General features: G+C 67.1%; 23 protein-coding genes and 1 pseudogene. 13 read left to right on the forward strand and 11 right to left on the reverse strand.

Translation table 11 applies throughout. The features are described 5' to 3' along the window. Window positions 1-24: 24 nt before the first annotated feature. Both ACSFBL_RS01395 and ACSFBL_RS01400 read left to right on the forward strand, forming a co-directional pair. Window positions 25-603 carry an NnrU family protein gene (locus ACSFBL_RS01395; RefSeq protein ID WP_435513944.1) on the forward strand — a complete coding sequence of 193 codons (579 nt, stop codon included), beginning with the start codon at window positions 25-27 and terminating at the stop codon, window positions 601-603. Between the two features lie 164 nt (window positions 604-767). Then, window positions 768-1,274: a hypothetical protein gene (locus ACSFBL_RS01400; protein ID WP_435513945.1), complete on the forward strand. Its 507-nt coding sequence runs from the start codon at window positions 768-770 to the stop codon at window positions 1,272-1,274. A 42-nt stretch (window positions 1,275-1,316) separates the two neighbouring features. Here the strand turns inward: ACSFBL_RS01400 and ACSFBL_RS01405 are convergent, their stop codons facing one another. From ACSFBL_RS01405 to ACSFBL_RS01420, 4 genes are all read right to left on the reverse strand, one after another. After that, window positions 1,317-1,712 (reverse strand): VOC family protein, encoded by a 396-nt coding sequence (locus ACSFBL_RS01405; RefSeq protein WP_435513946.1) that lies wholly within the window; start codon window positions 1,710-1,712, stop codon window positions 1,317-1,319. Window positions 1,713-1,750: 38 nt separating this feature from the next. Then, a complete protein-coding gene (locus ACSFBL_RS01410) occupies window positions 1,751-2,224 on the reverse strand; it encodes an NUDIX hydrolase (RefSeq protein ID WP_435513947.1) in 474 nt (157 codons plus the stop codon). A gap of 81 nt (window positions 2,225-2,305) precedes the next feature. Next, window positions 2,306-2,596, reverse strand: coding sequence for a DUF1330 domain-containing protein (locus ACSFBL_RS01415; RefSeq protein WP_435513948.1), 291 nt, complete (start codon window positions 2,594-2,596; stop codon window positions 2,306-2,308). A 146-nt stretch (window positions 2,597-2,742) separates the two neighbouring features. Continuing rightward, window positions 2,743-2,982 (reverse strand): hypothetical protein, encoded by a 240-nt coding sequence (locus ACSFBL_RS01420; RefSeq protein ID WP_435513949.1) that lies wholly within the window; start codon window positions 2,980-2,982, stop codon window positions 2,743-2,745. A 181-nt stretch (window positions 2,983-3,163) separates the two neighbouring features. Here ACSFBL_RS01420 and ACSFBL_RS01425 point away from each other — a divergent pair, with 181 nt between their 5' ends. The 5 genes from ACSFBL_RS01425 to ACSFBL_RS01445 all read left to right on the forward strand — a co-directional run bounded on the left by ACSFBL_RS01425 (window position 3,164) and on the right by ACSFBL_RS01445 (window position 7,741). After that, window positions 3,164-4,048, forward strand: a complete 885-nt coding sequence (locus ACSFBL_RS01425; protein ID WP_435513950.1) for an alpha/beta hydrolase — start codon at window positions 3,164-3,166, stop codon at window positions 4,046-4,048. A 125-nt stretch (window positions 4,049-4,173) separates the two neighbouring features. Continuing rightward, a complete protein-coding gene (gene katG, locus ACSFBL_RS01430; protein ID WP_435514513.1) occupies window positions 4,174-6,348 on the forward strand; it encodes a catalase/peroxidase HPI in 2,175 nt (724 codons plus the stop codon). Between the two features lie 191 nt (window positions 6,349-6,539). After that, window positions 6,540-6,770: a hypothetical protein gene (locus ACSFBL_RS01435; protein ID WP_435513951.1), complete on the forward strand. Its 231-nt coding sequence runs from the start codon at window positions 6,540-6,542 to the stop codon at window positions 6,768-6,770. Between the two features lie 182 nt (window positions 6,771-6,952). After that, window positions 6,953-7,213, forward strand: a complete 261-nt coding sequence (locus tag ACSFBL_RS01440; RefSeq protein ID WP_435513952.1) for a hypothetical protein — start codon at window positions 6,953-6,955, stop codon at window positions 7,211-7,213. A gap of 48 nt (window positions 7,214-7,261) precedes the next feature. Next, a complete protein-coding gene (locus ACSFBL_RS01445; protein ID WP_435513953.1) occupies window positions 7,262-7,741 on the forward strand; it encodes a DUF6790 family protein in 480 nt (159 codons plus the stop codon). A 13-nt stretch (window positions 7,742-7,754) separates the two neighbouring features. Here ACSFBL_RS01445 and ACSFBL_RS01450 read toward each other — a convergent pair whose 3' ends face one another. Beyond that, window positions 7,755-8,438, reverse strand: a complete 684-nt coding sequence (locus ACSFBL_RS01450) for a GntR family transcriptional regulator (protein WP_435513954.1) — start codon at window positions 8,436-8,438, stop codon at window positions 7,755-7,757. A 148-nt stretch (window positions 8,439-8,586) separates the two neighbouring features. Here ACSFBL_RS01450 and ACSFBL_RS01455 point away from each other — a divergent pair, with 148 nt between their 5' ends. The 4 genes and pseudogenes from ACSFBL_RS01455 to ACSFBL_RS01470 all read left to right on the forward strand — a co-directional run bounded on the left by ACSFBL_RS01455 (window position 8,587) and on the right by ACSFBL_RS01470 (window position 11,968). Then, window positions 8,587-9,642, forward strand: a complete 1,056-nt coding sequence (locus ACSFBL_RS01455) for an AraC family transcriptional regulator (protein WP_435513955.1) — start codon at window positions 8,587-8,589, stop codon at window positions 9,640-9,642. Between the two features lie 94 nt (window positions 9,643-9,736). Then, window positions 9,737-10,228, forward strand: coding sequence for a hypothetical protein (locus ACSFBL_RS01460; RefSeq protein ID WP_435513956.1), 492 nt, complete (start codon window positions 9,737-9,739; stop codon window positions 10,226-10,228). A gap of 155 nt (window positions 10,229-10,383) precedes the next feature. After that, window positions 10,384-11,238, forward strand: a pseudogene (locus ACSFBL_RS01465) (CocE/NonD family hydrolase); the annotation flags it as partial. 76 nt (window positions 11,239-11,314) lie between these two features. Next, window positions 11,315-11,968 carry a CocE/NonD family hydrolase C-terminal non-catalytic domain-containing protein gene (locus tag ACSFBL_RS01470; RefSeq protein ID WP_435514514.1) on the forward strand — a complete coding sequence of 218 codons (654 nt, stop codon included), beginning with the start codon at window positions 11,315-11,317 and terminating at the stop codon, window positions 11,966-11,968. A 37-nt stretch (window positions 11,969-12,005) separates the two neighbouring features. On the opposite strand, the gene ACSFBL_RS01475 is transcribed toward ACSFBL_RS01470, so the two are convergent. Continuing rightward, the gene (locus ACSFBL_RS01475; RefSeq protein WP_435513957.1) at window positions 12,006-12,989 is read right to left on the reverse strand and encodes a tripartite tricarboxylate transporter substrate binding protein; all 984 of its coding nucleotides are present in this window, start codon (window positions 12,987-12,989) and stop codon (window positions 12,006-12,008) included. 177 nt (window positions 12,990-13,166) lie between these two features. Here ACSFBL_RS01475 and ACSFBL_RS01480 point away from each other — a divergent pair, with 177 nt between their 5' ends. Further along, on the forward strand, window positions 13,167-13,766 hold the full coding sequence (locus ACSFBL_RS01480) for a cupin domain-containing protein (protein ID WP_435513958.1): 600 nt from the start codon (window positions 13,167-13,169) through the stop codon (window positions 13,764-13,766). Here ACSFBL_RS01480 and ACSFBL_RS01485 read toward each other — a convergent pair. Continuing rightward, complete coding sequence (locus ACSFBL_RS01485) at window positions 13,757-14,800, reverse strand: helix-turn-helix domain-containing protein (RefSeq protein WP_435513959.1); 1,044 nt, start codon at window positions 14,798-14,800, stop codon at window positions 13,757-13,759. The genes ACSFBL_RS01480 and ACSFBL_RS01485 overlap by 10 nt on opposite strands. Window positions 14,801-15,117: 317 nt before the next feature. Here ACSFBL_RS01485 and ACSFBL_RS01490 point away from each other — a divergent pair, with 317 nt between their 5' ends. Next, window positions 15,118-15,660, forward strand: a complete 543-nt coding sequence (locus tag ACSFBL_RS01490) for a hypothetical protein (RefSeq protein ID WP_435513960.1) — start codon at window positions 15,118-15,120, stop codon at window positions 15,658-15,660. 25 nt (window positions 15,661-15,685) lie between these two features. Here ACSFBL_RS01490 and ACSFBL_RS01495 read toward each other — a convergent pair whose 3' ends face one another. The 4 genes from ACSFBL_RS01495 to ACSFBL_RS01510 form a co-directional block, all read right to left on the reverse strand. Continuing rightward, window positions 15,686-16,666 (reverse strand): LysR family transcriptional regulator, encoded by a 981-nt coding sequence (locus ACSFBL_RS01495; RefSeq protein ID WP_435513961.1) that lies wholly within the window; start codon window positions 16,664-16,666, stop codon window positions 15,686-15,688. A 134-nt stretch (window positions 16,667-16,800) separates the two neighbouring features. Further along, window positions 16,801-17,151 carry a hypothetical protein gene (locus ACSFBL_RS01500; RefSeq protein ID WP_435513962.1) on the reverse strand — a complete coding sequence of 117 codons (351 nt, stop codon included), beginning with the start codon at window positions 17,149-17,151 and terminating at the stop codon, window positions 16,801-16,803. A 68-nt stretch (window positions 17,152-17,219) separates the two neighbouring features. Next, window positions 17,220-17,501 (reverse strand): hypothetical protein, encoded by a 282-nt coding sequence (locus ACSFBL_RS01505; protein ID WP_435513963.1) that lies wholly within the window; start codon window positions 17,499-17,501, stop codon window positions 17,220-17,222. 164 nt (window positions 17,502-17,665) lie between these two features. Next, entirely contained in the window at window positions 17,666-18,160 is a 495-nt protein-coding gene (locus ACSFBL_RS01510) for a PA2169 family four-helix-bundle protein (RefSeq protein ID WP_435513964.1), read from the reverse strand. Between the last annotated feature and the right edge of the window lie 21 nt (window positions 18,161-18,181).

Here is an 18,181-nt window from a genome sequence, read left to right on the forward strand (position 1 = left end):
CCGCCGCGCGGAGAGGTGATCCGCATGTCCCTTCTTGTCCTGGGTCTCATCCTGTTCCTGGGCGTTCACTCGGTCGCCATCGTTTCACCCGCCTGGCGGGAGGGCCAGATCGTGCGCCACGGCGAACGGGCGTGGAAGGGCATCTACGCCCTCGTCTCGCTCGCCGGCTTCCTGCTGCTGATCTACGGCTACGGCCTGGCCCGGCAGACGCCGGTCGTCCTGTACACGCCGCCATCGGCGATGCGCCATCTCGCGCTGCTGCTGATGCTGCCCGTGTTCCCGCTGCTGTTCGCTGCCTATCTGCCGGGACGCATCCAGCGAAGCGCGAAGCATCCGATGCTGCTTGCGGTCAAGCTCTGGGCTGCTGCGCATCTGCTGGCCAACGGGACGCTGGCCGACGTGCTCCTGTTCGGCGGCTTCCTCGCCTGGGCGGTGGCCGACCGCATTTCGGTCAAACGACGGACGGTGCCGCACAAGGTGCCGGGCGCGCCGCCCGGGGCCTTGAACGACGTGATCGCCCTCATCGTCGGGCTGGCGGTGTATGTCGTCTTCATCTTCCGCGCACATGCCTGGTTGATCGGGGTCTCGCCGATTGCCTTGTAGGCGGGCAGCCGCGCACCTTTCTCATCGACTCGACTGCCTCCGGGATCCGGCCGTTCGGCCGGTATCCCTGCGCGAACCCGCCCGTTTGTTCTGTTGACAAGCGTCGATGCCCGCGCAGAATGCTTTTGGCTGAAAACTAAAGAACTAACTTTTGGAGGATGTCCATGAATGAATTGCTTGAGAGCCAGCAACTGATCGTCAGCATGGCAATCGCCCTGCTCGTGCTCGCATTCGCCTATTACGCCTTGCGGCGGAACGCTGCCCGGGTCGAGGTGAGGCGCCGCATCGAAGCGGCACGCTTGCGCTCCGGTCACGTCCCGCTCGAGGTCCCGACCACGCGCGGCTTCATCTCCAGGGAGGGGCCGGACACGCTTCCCGAATGGTTCACCGAGGGCGACGACGCGCTCGCGACGGTCGACGAGACGCCGCGCATGCGGCTTCGCTATCTCGACGCCCATGGCAAGAAGGCGCAAGGCGTGCTGCAGGTGGAGCGGCTCGACCTGGAAAGAAAGCTGATCGTCGGCCACACCGACACGCCCGGCGACGTCCGCAGGATCTTCCTGCACCAGGTGCTGAGCGCGCGCAGCGCCGAAACGGGGCAGCGCTTCAACCTCGACACGTGGGTGGAAGCCGTGCGCGTCGCGCGCCGGCGCCGCGGCCTGGCCCGCTAGGCGCAGCGCGTCGTCAACCCCGTGAGCGACGGGGGGGCGATCTCAAGGAATCTTCGCCGCGACTTCCCAGCTGTGGCCAGCCGGGTCGACGAAGTTGGCCGTGCGGCGGCCCCATGGCCTGTCGACCGGCCCTGCCAGCAGCTTCACGCCTCGCGACCGAAGCGCCTCGCAAACGGCATCGACGTCCGCCACCCACACGCTGAGCTGGAAGCGCGAACCGCCCCCCGGCCCGGCCACGGCGCCGGGCGCGACGATCTCCCGTGCGTTTTCCGCGCGCAGCAGATTGATGATGAGATTCTCGAAGCGCATGGCGGCCGAGTTCTCGTCCTCGAACAGGACCGCGACGCCGAAGACTTCCTGGTAGAAGGCCTTCGCCGCTGCGAGGTCCTCCACGAACAGGCTCATGGCGCTGATGCGTTGCAGGCTTTCGGGGTTCATCCGGGACTCCTTGCTTTGTTCGTTTCGGCCACAGGCCGTCAGCCGATCCGCACCTTCACGGATGCGACTTCAGGGAGCGTCTCGATCCGCCGCCAGTCGAGCGCGAGCAGCACCTTGGTCATGTTCTTGCCGCACCAGTCGCCGAGCCGATCCACGGACTTCCAGGCATAGGCGTCGACTTCCAGTGTCGGCAAGCCCGTCGCGTGATGCGGAAAGGTCGAATGGCAGCGGCAATCACGGATCGGAAACGCGTCCACCGCGACGCGCAATGCGAACAGGTGAAGCCGCTTGGCCGGCAGGTAGTCGTGCAGGCCCAGGTCCTCCAGCAACCCGGGTTCGAGCTCGAGCGAAGTCTCTTCCCAGGCTTCGCGTACGGCGGTCTGCAGCGCCGACTCGCCCGGTTCCTGCAAACCCTTTGGCAAGTCCCAGCGCGCGGTGCCGGTGGCATGGCAGACGAACAGCTCGCGCCGGGCGTTCAGCATGACGACCCCGCAGGAAACGACCTTGGCCATGCATCGAGCCTGTGCGTCAGGGAGCCCGCGACGGTCGGAACGGTTGCTACGACGGTTGCCGGCTTCGCGGGCCGCGCCCGATCAAGTGCCCTCGATCACGCGAAGATCGCGTTCGGCCCCATCGCCGAGCGCGGCCAGGGCCGCCTGGTAATCAGGGCTGTCATGCGTCGCGAGGGCCTGCTCGACGCTGTCGAACTCGATCAGCACCGTGCGTTGGGCCAAGCCGGCCTCGTAGACCTTCGCGGGCAGGCCGCGCGCCAGGAAGCGCCCGCCCCCGGCCGTGATGGCAGGACCGGCCAGCTTGGCGTAGGCCGCGAGCTTGTCGGCATCCTTGACGGCACGGTATGCACTGACCCAATAGGCTTTTGCCATGGTGATTTCTCTTTCCTAGCTGCTGCGTGAAACAAGTGGGCGCGAAAGCCACCGGGTGGCTGGCGCGCGTTCCATCATATTGGGAACGCCGGGATCGCGCGGGGGCGAAGCGCCTGTCGCCGCCAGCGGAAGACGGGGCTGCGCGATCAGCTTCTTTGCGGTGGCGGCCACGCTGCGCGCATGCCGGATTCGTATTCCGCCCCTTGCAGGACGCGGCTGGCGCGCTCGACCGCATAGCGCGCAAACAGGGCGTCGACAAGCTCCTCCCAGGTCCATGAAGGAGGGGAAGTCGTCGCGTCGTCCAGTCCGGCCGTCATCTGCAACTGGGCAGGCACGGCAATGCCGGCTCGCCGGAGGATCTGGGCTTTTTGTGCTGGCGTAAGCATGGCGCTCGGGGCTTGCAATGAACGCGCCCGGTGACTTGGTCGACAGGACGCATTCGGGAATCCCCGCCCCCCGGCACCTGTCCTCGCGCTCAACGCCGAAGCGTAGAGCCGAGTTTCGTTCGTCACGGAGGCCCACCTGATGCAGGGCATTGCTCGAAAGTTGATTGCATTGGGCTTGCTCTTGGCGCTGCTGCCGCTCTCCCCTGCCCCTGTGTCCGCAGCCCAGCCCGAGGAGGAACCCCGGGCCGGCCTGGCTGCTCGCGCGGCCGAGGCTTCGTCCGTTGGGCGAACGGAATACGCCTACGGTCCGGATGACCTGCAGCAGCTCGATTTCTGGCCTGCAGCCACCGGCAAGCCGGCGCCGCTGATTCTTTTCGTGCACGGCGGTGGCTGGAAACACGGCGACAAGCGAACCGCCACGGGAATGCAGAAGGTCGAGCATCTGACCGGTGAAGGTTTTGCCTTTGCCTCGATCAACTATCGCCTGGTACCGACCGCAACCGTCGAGCAGCAAGCCGCCGATGTGGCCACGGCCGTTGCATGGCTCCGGGCCCACGCCGCGCGACTGGGCGTCGATGCGTCGCGCATCGTCCTGATGGGGCACAGCGCGGGCGCGCACCTGGTGGCGCTGGTCGGTACGGATCCCCGGTACCTGGCGGCGGCCGGCCTTTCCTTATCGGATGTTCGCGGCGTCATCGCACTGGACGGCGCTGCCTACGACATTCCGCGCCAGGTTGCCGCAGCCGGCCGCCTCATGCGCGGCACTTACAGGGAGGCGTTCGGAGACGAGCCCGCACGCCAGCGAGCCTTGTCGCCCGCCTTGCAAACCTTCAAGGCGCGCACGCCCGCATTCCTGATCGTCCACATCGATCGCGCCGACGGGAAGGCGCAATCGGAGGCGCTGGGCGAAGCGCTGCTGCGGGCCGGAACGTCAGCCGAAGTGCATGGCGTCGACGGAACAGGTCTGCTTGGCCATCTGGAGATCAATCGCGCGCTTGGACGCGCCGACCACCCGGCCACCGCCGTGGTCGACGCATGGCTGCGCAAGCTGCTGCACACGACGTAGCCGGGCCGTCGACACGGCGCTGATTTCAGCTATGGCCGTCATAGGCAAAGCCTTGCCCTTTTCGTCATTGCCGCATCCAGAATTTGTGGGCCTCAATCAACGAAAAGGAGACGCCCATGAGCGAGATGCAAGCCGAAGCCAAGTGCCCCTTCCACCACACGGTCGGGCGCGGGACCGGGAATCGTGACTGGTGGCCCAACCAGTTGCGCGTCGACCTGCTTCACCAGCATTCCTCCAAGTCCGATCCGATGGACAAGGACTTCGACTACGCGAAGGCATTCAACAGCCTCGACTACGAGGCGCTGAAGAGCGACCTGCGCGCGCTGATGACAGACTCACAGGACTGGTGGCCGGCAGACTTCGGCCACTACGGGCCGCTGTTCATCCGCATGGCCTGGCACAGCGCCGGCACCTATCGCACCGGCGACGGGCGTGGCGGCGGCGGCCGCGGCCAGCAGCGCTTTGCGCCGCTCAACAGCTGGCCGGACAACGTCAACCTCGACAAGGCCCGGCGCCTGCTGTGGCCCATCAAGCAGAAGTACGGCCTGAAGATCTCATGGGCCGACCTGATGATCCTGACGGGCAACGTGGCCCTGGAGTCCATGGGCTTCAAGACCTTCGGTTTCGCCGGCGGGCGCCCGGACGTGTGGGAACCGGACCAGGACGTCTATTGGGGCAACGAGAAGACCTGGCTCGAAGACAAGCGCTACACCGGCGACCGCGACCTCGAGAACCCGCTCGCGGCGGTGCAGATGGGCCTGATCTATGTGAACCCCGAAGGTCCGAACGCCAATGGCGACCCGGTCTCCGCGGCTCGCGACATCCGCGAAACCTTCGCTCGCATGGCGATGAACGACGAGGAAACCGTCGCCCTGATCGCCGGCGGCCACACCTTCGGCAAGACCCACGGCGCCGGCCCAGCGGAACTCGTCGGCTCGGCGCCCGAGGCTTCGGACCTGGAGGAAATGGGCATGGGCTGGAAGAGCACCCACGCCAGCGGCATGGCCGGCGACGCCATCGGCAGCGGCCTGGAAGTCACCTGGACCCAGCAGCCGACGAAGTGGACCAACCTCTTCTTCGAGAACCTGTTCAAGTTCGAGTGGGAGAAAGTCAAGAGCCCGGCCGGTGCCGGACAGTGGCAGGCCAAGGGCGCGCCGGCGGACATTCCGGACGCGCACGACAAGTCGAAGAAGCGCGTGCCGACCATGTTGACCACCGACCTGTCGCTCCGCTTCGACCCGGCCTACGAAAAGATCTCCCGGCGCTTCCTCGAGCACCCCGAGCAGTTCGCCGATGCGTTCGCGCGCGCCTGGTTCAAGCTGACGCATCGCGACATGGGACCGCGCTCGCGCTACCTGGGCCCGGAAGTGCCGAAGGAAGAGCTGATCTGGCAGGACCCGATTCCGAAGGTCGACCATCCGCTGATCGACGACAAGGACGCCGCGGCGCTCAAGGCCAAGGTACTGGCTTCGGGCCTGTCGGTGACGGACCTGGTGCTCACGGCCTGGGCCTCGGCCTCCACCTACCGCGGCTCCGACATGCGCGGCGGCGCCGACGGCGCCCGCATCCGCCTGGCGCCGCAGAAGGACTGGGAAGTCAACGAGCCCGCCAGGCTGGCCAAGGTGCTCCAGACCTTGGAAGGCATCCAGGGCGAGTTCAACAAGGCGCAGTCCGCCGGCAAGAAGATCTCGATGGCCGACCTGATCGTGCTGGCCGGCTGCGCCGCCGTCGAACAAGGCGCCCGGAACGCAGGCCATGAAGCGACGTTGCCCTTCACCCCCGGCCGCATGGACGCGTCGCAGGAACAAACCGACGTGGAGGCCATGAAGGTGCTCGAACCCGTGGCCGACGGCTTCCGCAACTACCTGAAGAAGGACTATTCGATTCCCGCCGACGCACTGCTGGTCGACAAGGCCCAGTTGCTGACGCTGACTGCGCCCGAGATGACGGTGCTGTTGGGCGGCATGCGCGCGCTGGGCGCCAACGTCGGCGCCACCAAGCATGGCATCTTCAGCCAGAAGCAACACGCGCTGACCAACGAGTTCTTCGTGCGCCTGCTCGACCTCAACACGATCTGGAAGGCGGCGCCCGGCGAGAACAACCTGTACGAGGGCGTCGATCGCAAGACGATGGAGCGCAAGGGCAGCGCAACGCGCGTCGACCTGGCCATCGGCTCCAACTCCGTGCTGCGCGCCCTGGCCGAGGTCTACGGCGGTTCGGACACCGAGGTGAAGTTCGTGAAGGACTTCGTCGCGGCCTGGACCAAGGTGATGGACCTCGGCCGCTTCGACAGGGTGTAGGCACCCCTCGCAGCCGGTCGCCGAGCCGGAGCAGCGCCGAGCAGTCCCCGCCACGCGCGGGAGCCGCTCGGCGCGCCATCGCTTTCAACGCCCGGTTGCTCACGATATGGACTTGCTCCGCGTGTCCGGACGCGGCATATTCGCGATCGAGCGCTGCCACGCCCCTACAGAAAAGCGCGCAGGAGACAACGATGACGGCCAGCTATGTAGAAATACAAGGCGCCCAGGCGGATGTTGACCTCTGGGACGGGTTGATCACGGACCAGAACGCCCTCATCGGCGTCCTGATGCAGCGGATGTCCCAGGTCGGTTGCACGGATGCCGCATGGCTCGACGAGCGCATCACGGAAGCCGAGAGCATCGAGAACCGCCTGGTCGTCGGACTCGACCGCGCGCAGCGCCGATTGCGGGGGTTGATCTAGAGATCGCAAGCGCTTTCTCGGCGCAGCGCAATTCGGCCATCTCGTTCGCCTCGGCCCGTCGAGGACGGACACGCAGGCAAGAAATGGGACGTACGCGCCACAGGCCAAACCGCGGCGCTTCTAAATTCGATGCGTACCTTCAGTACATCCTTCAAGCATCGAAATCTTCCAGAGAGTCCCGAATGAAACAGTACAAAGTCGTTGCCATCAGTGCCTTGTGCATTGCTTCCCTGAGTGCCTGCGTCGCTTCGTACGCGCTGTCGCACCCGAACTTCCAGAGCGCGGAGAACGCGCTGCAGGCGGCCATCAACCACATCCATTCCGCACAGGACGTGAACGGCCCGACCTTCGGCGGGCACGCGGGCCGCGCGGTGGAACTCATCCAGCAGGCGCAGACCGAGATCCAGATCGCGGACGAGTACCACCAGGGCCGCCGCTGGTAAGCGGGGCGGCACCGCATCGACTGTCGCGTCACCCTTTCCGTTCACACCATGGGCTACTTCTTCATCGTCGCCTTCCTGATGTTCGTTGCACCGGCCGGCTGCATCGCCTATCAATTGCTGGCGCAACACGCCGCGCCGCATTGGGGGCTCGCCTTGCAGTGGTTCGCCTTCTGGATCGTCGGCGCACGGCTGGGCTCGGCGGGACTGCGGCAGATGTTCAAGCCGGCCTACACCGCGCAGCACATTCTCGGCATCCAGGGCGGCGAAGCGCTGGTGCTCGTGCGGGAGCTGGGCTTCGCCAACACGGCCTTCGGCGTGATCGGTGTCCTGAGCCTCTGGTCGCCGGGATGGTCCGTGCCCGTGGCGCTCGCGGGTGCGGTGTTCCTCGGATTGGCGGGCGCCAATCACATCGTGCAACCGCACCGCAATGCGCGCGAGAGCTTCGCGATGGTCACCGATCTTGCCGGCGCGGCCATCCTCGCGGCCTGCCTGTCCGGTGCTGCTTTCCTCCCCGGAATTGCATCGTGACCCTCCGTCGAGCTCACTTGCCCGTCGTGCCCGGAGGGTGCGTGCCCAGGAAGTTGTTCTCGCAATAGTCTCCCCCGCGCTTGAGCATCGAGCGGTTCAGCGCACGGGCCAGCCGGGCGTCGCGGTCGAGGTAGGCCTGCGCAACCCGCAGCCGGTCGGCCGCGAGCGACTTGACCTGTTCCTCGGTCATCTTGCCGATGCGGCGGAACCAGCTGATCTTCCACTTGAGCGAATCGAGCACGCCGATCACGAGGTCGTTGCCGCACAGCTGCGCTTCGGTCGCCAGATAGGCCTCGATGCGCAGCATGTAGGCCTCGTCCCCGTAACCGGCCGGTTCGCTCGCCAGCGCTGCCGCATGGGCTTGCAGGTCGCGCAGCGCCTCGTCCGAAGCATTCGCGACGATGGCGTCCGACATGTAGGCGTGCAGCGCCGCCCGGAGGTCGTAGAGGTTCCGGATGGCCTTGGCCGACACCGGCGCGACCTGGGGCCGCCGTCGCGCTGCCAGGGTGATCAGCCCGTACTGGCTCAGGATCAGCAAGGCCTCGCGCACCGGCGTGCGGCTGGTGCCGAACTGGTTGGCGATGTCCACCGAATTGACGATGGTCCCGGGCGGGAGGTCGCCGCGGATGATGCTCTCGCGTACCGACTCGACGATCGTATCGACGGTGATGTCGTCACTTGACACGGCGCCGTTCATGGAATTGCTTTCATTGTTCAATGTCGACAGTGTCCTGTCAGAATTGTAAAAATCGTAGACAGAATGCCGAAGCCTGCCTAAAGTGTCGACACTAACAGCAGGGCCACTGTTTTTCAAGCATCGCGCCCGCCCATCCTGGAGCCTTGGCATGACCCTCTCGACCGACGACGAGTTGCTGCTTCCCGCGGAAAGTTTCGAGCCCGGCAAGGGCTCCGTGCAGGAGCGGCTGGAACGCTGGCGCGCCTGCGTCGCGCCCGCGCTGGAGGTCAGCGTGTCTCCCGACGAGATGCCCGAGGACTGGTCCACGACGACGACCGGCTGGAATCTCGGCGGCGTGATGGTCGTGCGCGGCAACTACGCGCCCCAGGTGCTCACGCGCCGCGTGGAGGCGATCGCAGCCGACCAGCTCGACCCCTATGTGCTGCACCTGAACCAGGGGCCGCAGACCATGTTTCTCGATGCCCATGGCCGCCGCACCCCTGTCGGCCACAGGCAACTGCTCCTGAGCGACTTCGCCCAGCCACGCTCGGTGCACTGCCAGGGCGATGTGCTCACGGTCTTTATTCCGCGCAAGGCGCTCGATGCCCTGCTGCCGCGCGAACTCGACCTGCATGGCGTAGTGCCGACGGGTGCCTGCGCGACCATCCTCGCGAGCCACCTGCAATCGCTCGCCTCGCTGCTGCCGCGCATCACGCGCAAGGAAGCGCCGGACGCGATGGTCGCCACCATCCAGCTGCTGGCCGCGAGCCTCGCGCCCTCGATCGACATGCTCGGGCTCGCTCGGCCGGCGATCGAAGGGGCGCTGCTGCGCCAGATCCGCCAGTACATGGAAGAGCACCTGGCCGAGGAAGACCTGAGTACCGACCGCATCTGCGCGCACTTCCGGATTTCCCGCTCGACGCTCTACCGCCTCTTCGAAGCGGAGGGCGGCGTGATCGCCTACCTGCAGGACCGCCGCTTGCTGCGCATCCATGCGCTGCTGGCCTCGCCGACGCAGCGCTGCTACCTCGGCCGGCTCGCGGCCGACAACGGCTTCAAGAGCGCGACGCACTTCAGCCGGGCCTTCCGGGCGAAGTTCGGCCACAGCCCGCGCGAGACGCGCGAAGGCCAGGTGTGCGTGACCGGCGCACGCACCGCACCGGCCTCGCCCCTGCGGGACTCCACCTTCGGCCGCTGGCTGACCTCCGCGCCCGTGACCGCCTGAGCCGGGCGCGCAACAAGTGGGACGCGCAGGCCACTGCGCAGCGCCCGCAAAAAATAGCATTCCTCTTCTGATCAACACACACAGAGGATTGCGAATGTCGACAACGAATGGGGTTCTTGCCGCGGCGCTGATGGCGGCCGCGCTACTGGGCGGCTGCGCGAGCAGCGGCATGGGCGGCGGCGACATCGTGCGTCCGGGCAAGGCGCCCGACCCGGTGCTGTTCTCGTGGCAGAGCCGCGACGGCAGCATCGACGGCACCATGACCGCGACCACCTCCGATGCGACCTACCAGGGCCGCTTCATGCAGATCACGCAGCAGACCGTCGCCGACTCCCTCGCGCCGATGTGGGACGCGTGGCCCATGGGCTGGTCCGACTGGCCCTACGACGGCTGGGCCGCGCCGATGGTCAGCGTCGAGCAGTTCGTCACCGTCTACAGCGGCAGGGTGATCGCGAACATGAGAAGCGTCGACGGCCGCTCGATGCGTTGCCGCCTGCAACTCGTGCAACCCGACATGGGCATGAAGGGCGGCGGCGACGGCCAATGCCAGATCGCGGGCGGGCCGTCCTTCCACGCGAGCTTCTGAAGCCCGCCGAAGGAATTCTCATGACCAGCTTCCACACCTCGGGCATCGAGGAAGGCCAACGCCGCCTGAACGGCCCGCAGACCACAGGGCGCGACTATCGGGGCTTGTCGCAGCCCGTGCACACGGTGGTGTGCGACGAAGACGTCGTCGTCACGATGCGCGACGGCACCCGGCTCCTGGCCGACGTCTACCGACCGGCACTGCCGGGCCGCTACCCCGTCCTCGTGGCGGCCTCGCCCTACCCGCGCCAGATCCAGAACCTGGGCGCGCCGCTGGGCTTCGTCGAAGCCGGCGCCAGCGACTTCTTCGTGCCGCGCGGCTACGTGCACGTGATCGCCAACCTGCGCGGCACCGGCGGATCGGAGGGCGTCTTCGGCTTTCTCGACGGCCAGGAGCGCCGCGACATGCACGACCTCGTCGAGTGGGCGGGGACGCAAGCCTGGTCCGACGGCAACGTCGGCATGGTCGGCATCAGCTACTTCGCCTGCACGCAGATGGAAGCGGCCGTCGAGCGGCCTGCGCACCTCAAGGCCATCATGCCGCTGGCGGGCACCTGGGACCTCTACGGTTCCAGCTCGCACCACGGACTGCTGAGCAGCAGTTTCATCACCCCCTTCCTCTACATGATCGGCATGACTTCCGGTCATACCAACAAGCTGTGGCGCAGTCGCCTGCTGCAGGCCGTGCGATCGCTGCTGATGGTGCCGGGCGTTCACCGCAAGTTCGAAACCATGAACGGCGAGGCCGCGATCGCCGGGCTGAAGATGATTCTCAAGCTCGACCATGATCCCCATCCGTGGGACGACCTCTGGCGCGCCGTGGCCGTGGAGCACCCCTTGCGCGACGCGTGGTGGGAGGAGCGCAACATGCTCCCGCTGCTGGAGCAGGTCGAGGTGCCCGTGTATCTGGGCTGCGACTGGCAGAACGTCCCCTTGCACCTGCCCCATACCTTCACCGCCATCGAGCGCCTCACCCGCAGCCCGCATGTGCAGGTGGCGCTAATGGGAAAGCCTGCACATCGAGGCCCTGGCCTGGTTCGACCAATGGCTCAAGGGCGTCGACACCGGCATCCTCGACGGCCCTCGCATCCGCTACGTGCTGCCCGAGGCCGAGGGTTGGCGCACTGCGACGCAATGGCCGGTGCCGGAAGCGAGCCATCGCCACTACGCGCTCGGCGCCGACGGAACGCTCGCGATGGAAGGTACCCTGGCCGGCGTACGCACGTACATGAACCTGGGCGCCGGTCTCAACCGGCCCGGCCCCCGCGAGAGCGACCCTCCTGCGTTCCTGTGCTGGGACACGGCGCCCCTGGCCGAGGACCTGGACATGGTCGGCCCCATCGAACTGCAGCTCGACGCCGCCAGTACCGCGCCCGACACAGCCTTCATCGCCGTGCTGCAGGACGTCGCGCCCGACGGCCGGGTGACGGACATCACCTCCGGCTTCCTGCGCGCGGGCTTGCGCGCCGTCGACGAAGCTGCGAGCAGACTCGGCGCACCGGTGCTGCCTTGCGACCGCTTCGAGTCGGTGCCCATCGGGGAGACTGTGGCCTACCGCATCCCGCTGGTGCCCAATGCCCGCAGGTTCAAGGCGGGGCACAGAGTGCGGCTCTACCTGACCTCCGACGATCAGAGCCCGGACAAGCCAGCGCTGCTGCAGTTCCGGCATGCGTCGATCGGAACCAGTTCGCTGCAGACGGTGAGTGCGACGTCGAGGCTGGTGCTGCCGGTCGTGGCGTGAGCATGCGAGCGGGACCTTGCGGGAACCTTGTCCCGGATCACTCCGCCTGCACCTTGGCCACTCGCGCCATCGTTTGCAACGCAGCGGTCTCGGCAGCGAAGAACGCACTGGCCTCGCCCAGGCTCAGGGTCGCGGGGACCGTCCCGCCCGTGGACGCCAGTGACTTGCGGGTGTCCTCGTTGGCCAGCGCCTCCGTCACGGCCAGGTGCAGGCGCACCGTCAACGGCTCGGGCGTGCTGCGCGCCACGAAGACGCCCACCCAGACGCTGGGATGGCCGAAGCCCCTGGCGCTCGCGCTCTCGTCGAAGGTCGGCGTGCCAGGGTAGCGCGCGGCGCGCTGGGCGGTCGTCACGCCCAACACCTTGATCTTGCCGCTGTCGACGAGAGCGCCGAGCACGTTGTCGACCGGCAGCATCGTCAGGTCGATCGTGCCCGCCATCAGGTCCTGCAGCAGCGGCGCGCCGCCCCGATAGGGAACGTGCGTGGCATCGAGGCCCGTGGCAGTGCGCAGGTTCTCGGTCACGATGTGATAGAGCGAGCCGGGGCCGGTGCTGCCGTAGTTGAGGCGAACGATGCCCCCGCGATTCGCCATCGCCACCAGTTCGTCCACCGAGCTTGCCGCGAGGTCGCGCCGCGCGTAGAGCGCGATGGGCGCCGTGTAGACCACGCCCAGCAGCCGGAAGTCCGCGGGCTTGTACGTCAGCCCCTTGATGGTGACTGGCGTCAGGATGGTCTCGGTGGCCGTGCCCATGAGGATCAGGGAGCCATCGCTCGCACCCGCCAGGACCTTCGCGGCGCCGATCGAACCGCTGGCACCGCTGAGGTTCTCGACGACGACGGTCCGATCGATTGCCTTCGCGAAGGCCGGCGCGAAAGCCCGGGCCAGCACATCGGACGCACCGCCCGCGGGATAGGGCACGACGATGGACACCGGACCGCGCGTGAGTTCCTGCCCTTGCGCGGCGGCGCCCGCCAGCAGTGCCCCGGCGATGCCGAGGCCAAGGATCGTTCGATCGGTCATCGGTGACTCCATTCCACGAACGTCGCGATGCGCCACGTCGACGATGGAGTTTGCCAAATCCGCCACGAGCCTGACGAGCCCGCCTGTTGAACACGGCCGCCTTCTCCTGAAACGCCAAGGCACGAAATGGGATCGCACGGACACACGCGCGCATCGGTCGCACCTACGATTCGATGCATGCAACGCACCTCCAACGACCCGGTCTTTCCGCGGGATCCAGCGGGACTTGCCACGCCTTCCGGCGGCCCCGGGGCCGGAGCGATGCTGAGCACGGCCCGGCCGCGTCGCGACGAGCCGATCATCCGCCTGCCTGCCCTCGGACTCACCGTGCGCGTGCGCTTTCCGTTCTTGCAGGCCGAGCCGCGCGCCACGGTGATCGAGACGACCCACGCCGCGGGCGTCGGCCCCCCGCTGCACCGGCGCGCGGAGACCGAGACCTTCGAGATCGTCACCGGACGCTTTCTCTTCGACGTCGACGGCAAGCGCTTCCTCGCGCGGCGCGGCGACCTGGTGCGGGTGCCCGGCGGCGCGGCGCGTGCGTTCGTCAACGTGACTGGCACCGGCGCACGTCAACAGGTGATCATCGAGCCCGGGATCGATGCCGCGGCCTTCTTCGGCGAGCTCGGCGCGCTGCTCAACGCGGACGTGCCGGAACTGGACGGCCTGCGCCACTTCGCGCAGCGGTGGGGCATCGACGTGCTGGGGCCGCCGCTGCGGGCGCCAGGGTCAGCTCCCGATGCGGCCGGTGTCGCGTCGGCGCATGACGGTCAGTGGTAGAGCGCGCCGAGCCACTGGTCGAAGCGCTCGCTCGCGCTGCTGCGGCCGGGCAACGTCGGCAGGGCACCGGCACGCTGCACTTCGCTCGGGCTGTAGCCGAACTGCACGCGGAACGCCTTGCTGAAGTGCGCAGGGCTCTTGAAGCCGTGGTCTTCCGCCAGCCGCGCGATGGGCTGGCGCCCGCTGGCCTGGCTCAGGATCTGGTGGACACGCGCCAGCCGGCGCTCCTTGATGTACTGCGCCACCCCGCCGAGCGGCTCGAACAGGCGGTAAAGCGTCGAGCGCGAGACGCGCAGCGTGGTGCACAGGTGTTGCGCGCCCAGGTCGCTGTCCGCCAGTTGTTCCTCGATGCATCTGCGCGCTCGACGCAGCAGTGCGCCGTCGATGGCAACGCCGGTGGTGTGCGGATCGATGGCGGTCGGCGCCAGGCTTGCGGCGACCAGACCCACCGTGGCTGCCGACAGCGACGGGAGCTCGGCGGGTGCGGTGTCCGGCAGCGCCCTCAGCAAGGCCAGCAGGTGGTCTGCCAGCAGTTGCGCGCAGGCGTTGTCGGGCGAGAGCCCGTGCAGCCGCATCGGCTTGGGCAGGGCCTGGTCCAGCGTGTCGCGGGGGATGTAGAGCACCGCGCTGCGGCAGCACGATTCGCTGGACTCGGGCTGTGCCATGTCCGTGATCACGAAGCGGCCCGGCGCCAGCATCGCCTGCTTGCCGCCGGCGTCGTAGCGGAACTGGCCGTCGCGCATCAGGATGATGCGGTAGTGGTCGAGCTGGTCGGACTGGATGTTGCGTTCGCGGCGCATGCGCATCTGCGACGGCCCGAAGCTGGCGGTGCCCACCAGCAGTTCCGCCATGCGCCAGATCGACACGTCGGCGTGGAAGTCCGCCGCGTCGGCCTCGTCGGCCATCGACATCTCCCAGCTTTGCGAGAGCGATCCGCGCCAGTAGTCGAGCGCCTCGTGCGGCGAGGTGGCGCTGGAATCGAAGCGCATGTGAGGCAAGGCGGGCGCATGGGCCGGGGTTTGCACGAGCGACATGAAGGAAGTTTCCGTTTCGGCAGCGCCTCGAGCGGGCGACCCAGGGTCCATGGAGGTGCCAGAACAGGCGGCTCGTTCAGTCGAAGCCCGGGAGCGGGCCACTGCGCCTTGGCGAACTTGGATGCGATGCCGCAATTCTAGGAATCCGTGCGCTGCGCGTCTCCACGCAGCGTCCCAGTTCTTGCTCATTTGTCTCACGGGCCTGGCCTGGCAACTCGTTTCGGGACGCCCAGTCAAGAAACGGGACGCGGAGGCGTTGGCCCGGCGCGTGCCGTTTCCTACCATTTCGCCATCTTCACCTCCACCCGAAAATCGCCATGGGAATCCTGCTTGCCTTCGCTCCCTTCCTCGCTTTTGCGCTGTTCGATCGCGTCCTCGACCCATTCGCGGGGCTCGTGGCGGGCGCCACCGCCGCGGCCATCCTGGTCGCGCGCGACATCGCGCTGGAACGGTCGCCCAAGATCCTTGAAATCGGCACCCTGGTGCTGTTCGTGGGGATGACGGTCTATGCCTCCGTGGCCGATCCGCTATGGAGCGTGATCGGCGTGCGCCTCCGGGTGGACGCCGGCCTGCTGCTGATCGTGCTGGGCTCCATTGCCGTGCGACGCCCCTTCACGCTTCAGTACGCTCGCGAGCGTGTGCCTACGGCGCTATGGAACACGCCCCGCTTCGTGCGGACGAACTACGTGATCACCCTCGCGTGGGCCCTGGCCTTCGGGATCATCGTGCTGGCCGACGGCGCCATGCTGCTGCGCCCTGATACGTCCGTGCGCCTCGGCATCATTGCGACCGTGGCGGCCATCATCGGTGCGATGAAGTTCTCGCAGTGGTATCCGCGTCGGGTTGCGGCGGCGGGCTGAAGATGCCGCACTGTGCGGGCCGTCTTCAGGCGAGCGCTTCTTCCGCAATCCTGGCGGTTCGCGCGACCATCTCGCGCAGCCACGCGTGACCGACGTCGTGCTCGTCGCGCCCATGCCAGACCGCGCGCAGGGTGGACGTCCCAGCCTCGTACGGCGGCTGCCGGCGGAGCAGGTCGCCGCTCTTCGCTAGCACCATGGCGAGTGACGCCGGCACGATGGACAGCATGTGCGTGTCACGAAGCAGCGCCGGAATGGCGAGCGCGTGCGGGACGGTCATTCTCAGCCGTGGCACCTGCTTCGATTTGCGAAGCGCCTCTTCCAGCGCATGCCGGTCGAACATCTCCGACTGCCGCGCGAGGCCACGCTCCACGATGAAACCCGCGACCGCGCCTTCCTCCTGCCCGCCGACGGAGAGCGTGACGAGCGGGTACTTCGCCAGATCATCGAGCGTGAGTTTCCGGCGGGAAGCGGGATGGCCCTTGCGCATCAGGATGGCCTCCCTCTGGGACATGAGCGTCGTCGCGTTCAGCCGCGGCGGCACCTGCGAGAAGATGCCGATGGCCAGGTCGATGCGTCCCAGATCGATCTGCTCGGCCAGGTCCAGCCGCGTGGACGGCCGGATGACGAGGTCGACGTCCGGGGCAGCCTTCTGCAGTTCGCGGGACAGGGGCGCGATGATCACCGCCGTGACGTGATCGTTCGCCGCGATGACGAAACGCCGGCTGGACTTGTCGGGAGAAAAGGGCGCCACGCCCAGTGCGTCCTCGATGCGCCGCATGGAGTCCCGGAGGGTCGGCGCCATGGCCGTGGCGCGCCCGGTCGGCACCATGCCCTTGCCCGTGCGCATGAAAAGCTCGTCGCCGACGAGTTCGCGCAGCCTGCGAAGCGCGTGGCTGACCGCCGATTGCGTGAGGTTCAGGCGCTTGCCCGCCAGCAGCAGATTGCGCTCCTCATAGACGGCCTCGAACACCTTCAACAGGTTCAGGTCCGTGCGGCCGATGCTCATGGTCTTGCTCCAGCACTTGAACTGAATGCATTATGAAATGCGCAGACCATCAGTCCCATTCAATGCAGCGTGCGTGTCTTATCGCTCCGCTTTCGCCTCGCAGGCTTCACCCGTGCACGACGCCGCAGCTTGCGTCAGTGCGTCATGCTGACCCGCTGAGCGTCCGACCTGTCCAGCCTCGCCAACTCGAGCGACCTCGTGGCCGCGTGAATGCCCGCACGCTCGCAGACATCCTCGAGTTCGGAAATAAGCTGGTCCACGCGAGCGAGGAACTCTCGCCGATCGCTGGCCGGGCCGTCGGTGATAAGCGCGCACGACAAGTGGGCCAGGCGTTCCTCACCGGCGCGGCGGGCCCAGTGCCGGATCTCGCACCAGCACAGCAAGGCCAGGCGCCCAACGTCCGAATTCCTGCGCGCATGCACCATCTCGCCGGTGAGATCCTCCAATCCGGTGCGCAAGCTCACCGGCATGTTCATTGAGTCCATTCGGGAGCGCCGCACTTTCCATGCCGCAACGGCTTTGTTAGAGCGCTCGCTCTAAGCCCCGTTGGAATCTAGAATGGGTCGCCCTGGATCAGGCTGGTCTTGCCGTTGAAGCTGAGTTCGCGTCGATCCCTGAAATCCAGGATCCTCGTGCGTCGGCCGGCTGCAAGGTTCACAAGGTAGTACACCGCCTCCTCGGGCTTTGGCCAGGTGGTGGCCACGAGTTTGGGCGGCTCCGATTCAAGATCGATGGCGGCGTAGCGTCGCGCCGAGTGGCGGCTGAAGCCGACCGGGATCTCGACGCCCGCCTCCCTGCAATAGGCTTCGATCTTCGTCTTGTATCTCTCGAACATCGCCGGTCCCCTTTTTGGATCTGGCTGAGTATCGAGTGCACGAAATGGTGCATCGTGTCGGCGGGCACCCCATGGCGCCGCAGGCGCCGGAGCATCGATGCATGGAACGCTCGGCGCGACGGCCGGGCGCATCGCACCCGCGCGCCGCCGAGCGCCTCATCGCGTCAGTTCTTGGCGCGCGCCGCGTTGCGCAGGTCGCGGATCTGGTCGTGGTTGCGTTGAGCGCCTTCGGCCTGACGCTCGATCACACTGCGCACTTCCATCGGCAAATTCTGCTTGAGCGCCTTGCGATAGCGCGCAACGGCCGTGTCCTCCCCACGTTCGCAGGATTCGAGGATCGAGAGTTCGCTGTCCGCGCCGAGCGAACCCTTGATGTGCACCCAGCCGCGGTGCACCGCGCCGGCCGCTGTGCCGCCATCCGCCGGCTTGCCGCCATAGGTCGTGATCAGCTGAACGAGTTCGCTCTCGGCTTGCTTACACCCCTCGGCACGGCTCAGGAACAACTGCTTGGCCGCCGGCGATTCGACTTCTTCGGCGCACGCGAGGAAGCCGTAGCCGCCGTCGCGCGTGTTCTCCAGCAGGTCGTTGAGGACATCGACCACCTCGTCGTTGGTCAGGGGTTCCGCATTCGTGTCGAGCATGTCGTTGTCGAGTGCCATGATGAAATCCTTTCGAGCGCC

The organism is Variovorax glacialis (assembly GCF_051216375.1).
Classification (GTDB): Bacteria; Pseudomonadota; Gammaproteobacteria; order Burkholderiales; family Burkholderiaceae_C; genus Variovorax.

What these genes read in the sequence shown, in the direction of transcription:
- ACSFBL_RS01420 (WP_435513949.1), bottom strand. Translation starts at nt 2,982, where the DNA reads ATGCTTACGCCAGCACAAAAAGCCCAGATCCTCCGGCGAGCCGGCATT.
- ACSFBL_RS01405 (WP_435513946.1), bottom strand. Translation starts at nt 1,712, where the DNA reads ATGAACCCCGAAAGCCTGCAACGCATCAGCGCCATGAGCCTGTTCGTG.
- ACSFBL_RS01500 (WP_435513962.1), bottom strand. Translation starts at nt 17,151, where the DNA reads ATGGACTCAATGAACATGCCGGTGAGCTTGCGCACCGGATTGGAGGAT.
- ACSFBL_RS01510 (WP_435513964.1), bottom strand. Translation starts at nt 18,160, where the DNA reads ATGGCACTCGACAACGACATGCTCGACACGAATGCGGAACCCCTGACC.
- ACSFBL_RS01490 (WP_435513960.1), top strand. Translation starts at nt 15,118, where the DNA reads ATGGGAATCCTGCTTGCCTTCGCTCCCTTCCTCGCTTTTGCGCTGTTC.
- katG (WP_435514513.1), top strand. Translation starts at nt 4,174, where the DNA reads ATGCAAGCCGAAGCCAAGTGCCCCTTCCACCACACGGTCGGGCGCGGG.
- ACSFBL_RS01410 (WP_435513947.1), bottom strand. Translation starts at nt 2,224, where the DNA reads ATGGCCAAGGTCGTTTCCTGCGGGGTCGTCATGCTGAACGCCCGGCGC.
- ACSFBL_RS01460 (WP_435513956.1), top strand. Translation starts at nt 9,737, where the DNA reads ATGTCGACAACGAATGGGGTTCTTGCCGCGGCGCTGATGGCGGCCGCG.
- ACSFBL_RS01415 (WP_435513948.1), bottom strand. Translation starts at nt 2,596, where the DNA reads ATGGCAAAAGCCTATTGGGTCAGTGCATACCGTGCCGTCAAGGATGCC.
- ACSFBL_RS01475 (WP_435513957.1), bottom strand. Translation starts at nt 12,989, where the DNA reads ATGACCGATCGAACGATCCTTGGCCTCGGCATCGCCGGGGCACTGCTG.
- ACSFBL_RS01435 (WP_435513951.1), top strand. Translation starts at nt 6,540, where the DNA reads ATGACGGCCAGCTATGTAGAAATACAAGGCGCCCAGGCGGATGTTGAC.
- ACSFBL_RS01400 (WP_435513945.1), top strand. Translation starts at nt 768, where the DNA reads ATGAATGAATTGCTTGAGAGCCAGCAACTGATCGTCAGCATGGCAATC.
- ACSFBL_RS01505 (WP_435513963.1), bottom strand. Translation starts at nt 17,501, where the DNA reads ATGTTCGAGAGATACAAGACGAAGATCGAAGCCTATTGCAGGGAGGCG.
- ACSFBL_RS01445 (WP_435513953.1), top strand. Translation starts at nt 7,262, where the DNA reads ATGGGCTACTTCTTCATCGTCGCCTTCCTGATGTTCGTTGCACCGGCC.
- ACSFBL_RS01480 (WP_435513958.1), top strand. Translation starts at nt 13,167, where the DNA reads ATGCAACGCACCTCCAACGACCCGGTCTTTCCGCGGGATCCAGCGGGA.
- ACSFBL_RS01495 (WP_435513961.1), bottom strand. Translation starts at nt 16,666, where the DNA reads ATGAGCATCGGCCGCACGGACCTGAACCTGTTGAAGGTGTTCGAGGCC.
- ACSFBL_RS01455 (WP_435513955.1), top strand. Translation starts at nt 8,587, where the DNA reads ATGACCCTCTCGACCGACGACGAGTTGCTGCTTCCCGCGGAAAGTTTC.
- ACSFBL_RS01440 (WP_435513952.1), top strand. Translation starts at nt 6,953, where the DNA reads ATGAAACAGTACAAAGTCGTTGCCATCAGTGCCTTGTGCATTGCTTCC.
- ACSFBL_RS01395 (WP_435513944.1), top strand. Translation starts at nt 25, where the DNA reads ATGTCCCTTCTTGTCCTGGGTCTCATCCTGTTCCTGGGCGTTCACTCG.
- ACSFBL_RS01485 (WP_435513959.1), bottom strand. Translation starts at nt 14,800, where the DNA reads ATGTCGCTCGTGCAAACCCCGGCCCATGCGCCCGCCTTGCCTCACATG.
- ACSFBL_RS01450 (WP_435513954.1), bottom strand. Translation starts at nt 8,438, where the DNA reads ATGAACGGCGCCGTGTCAAGTGACGACATCACCGTCGATACGATCGTC.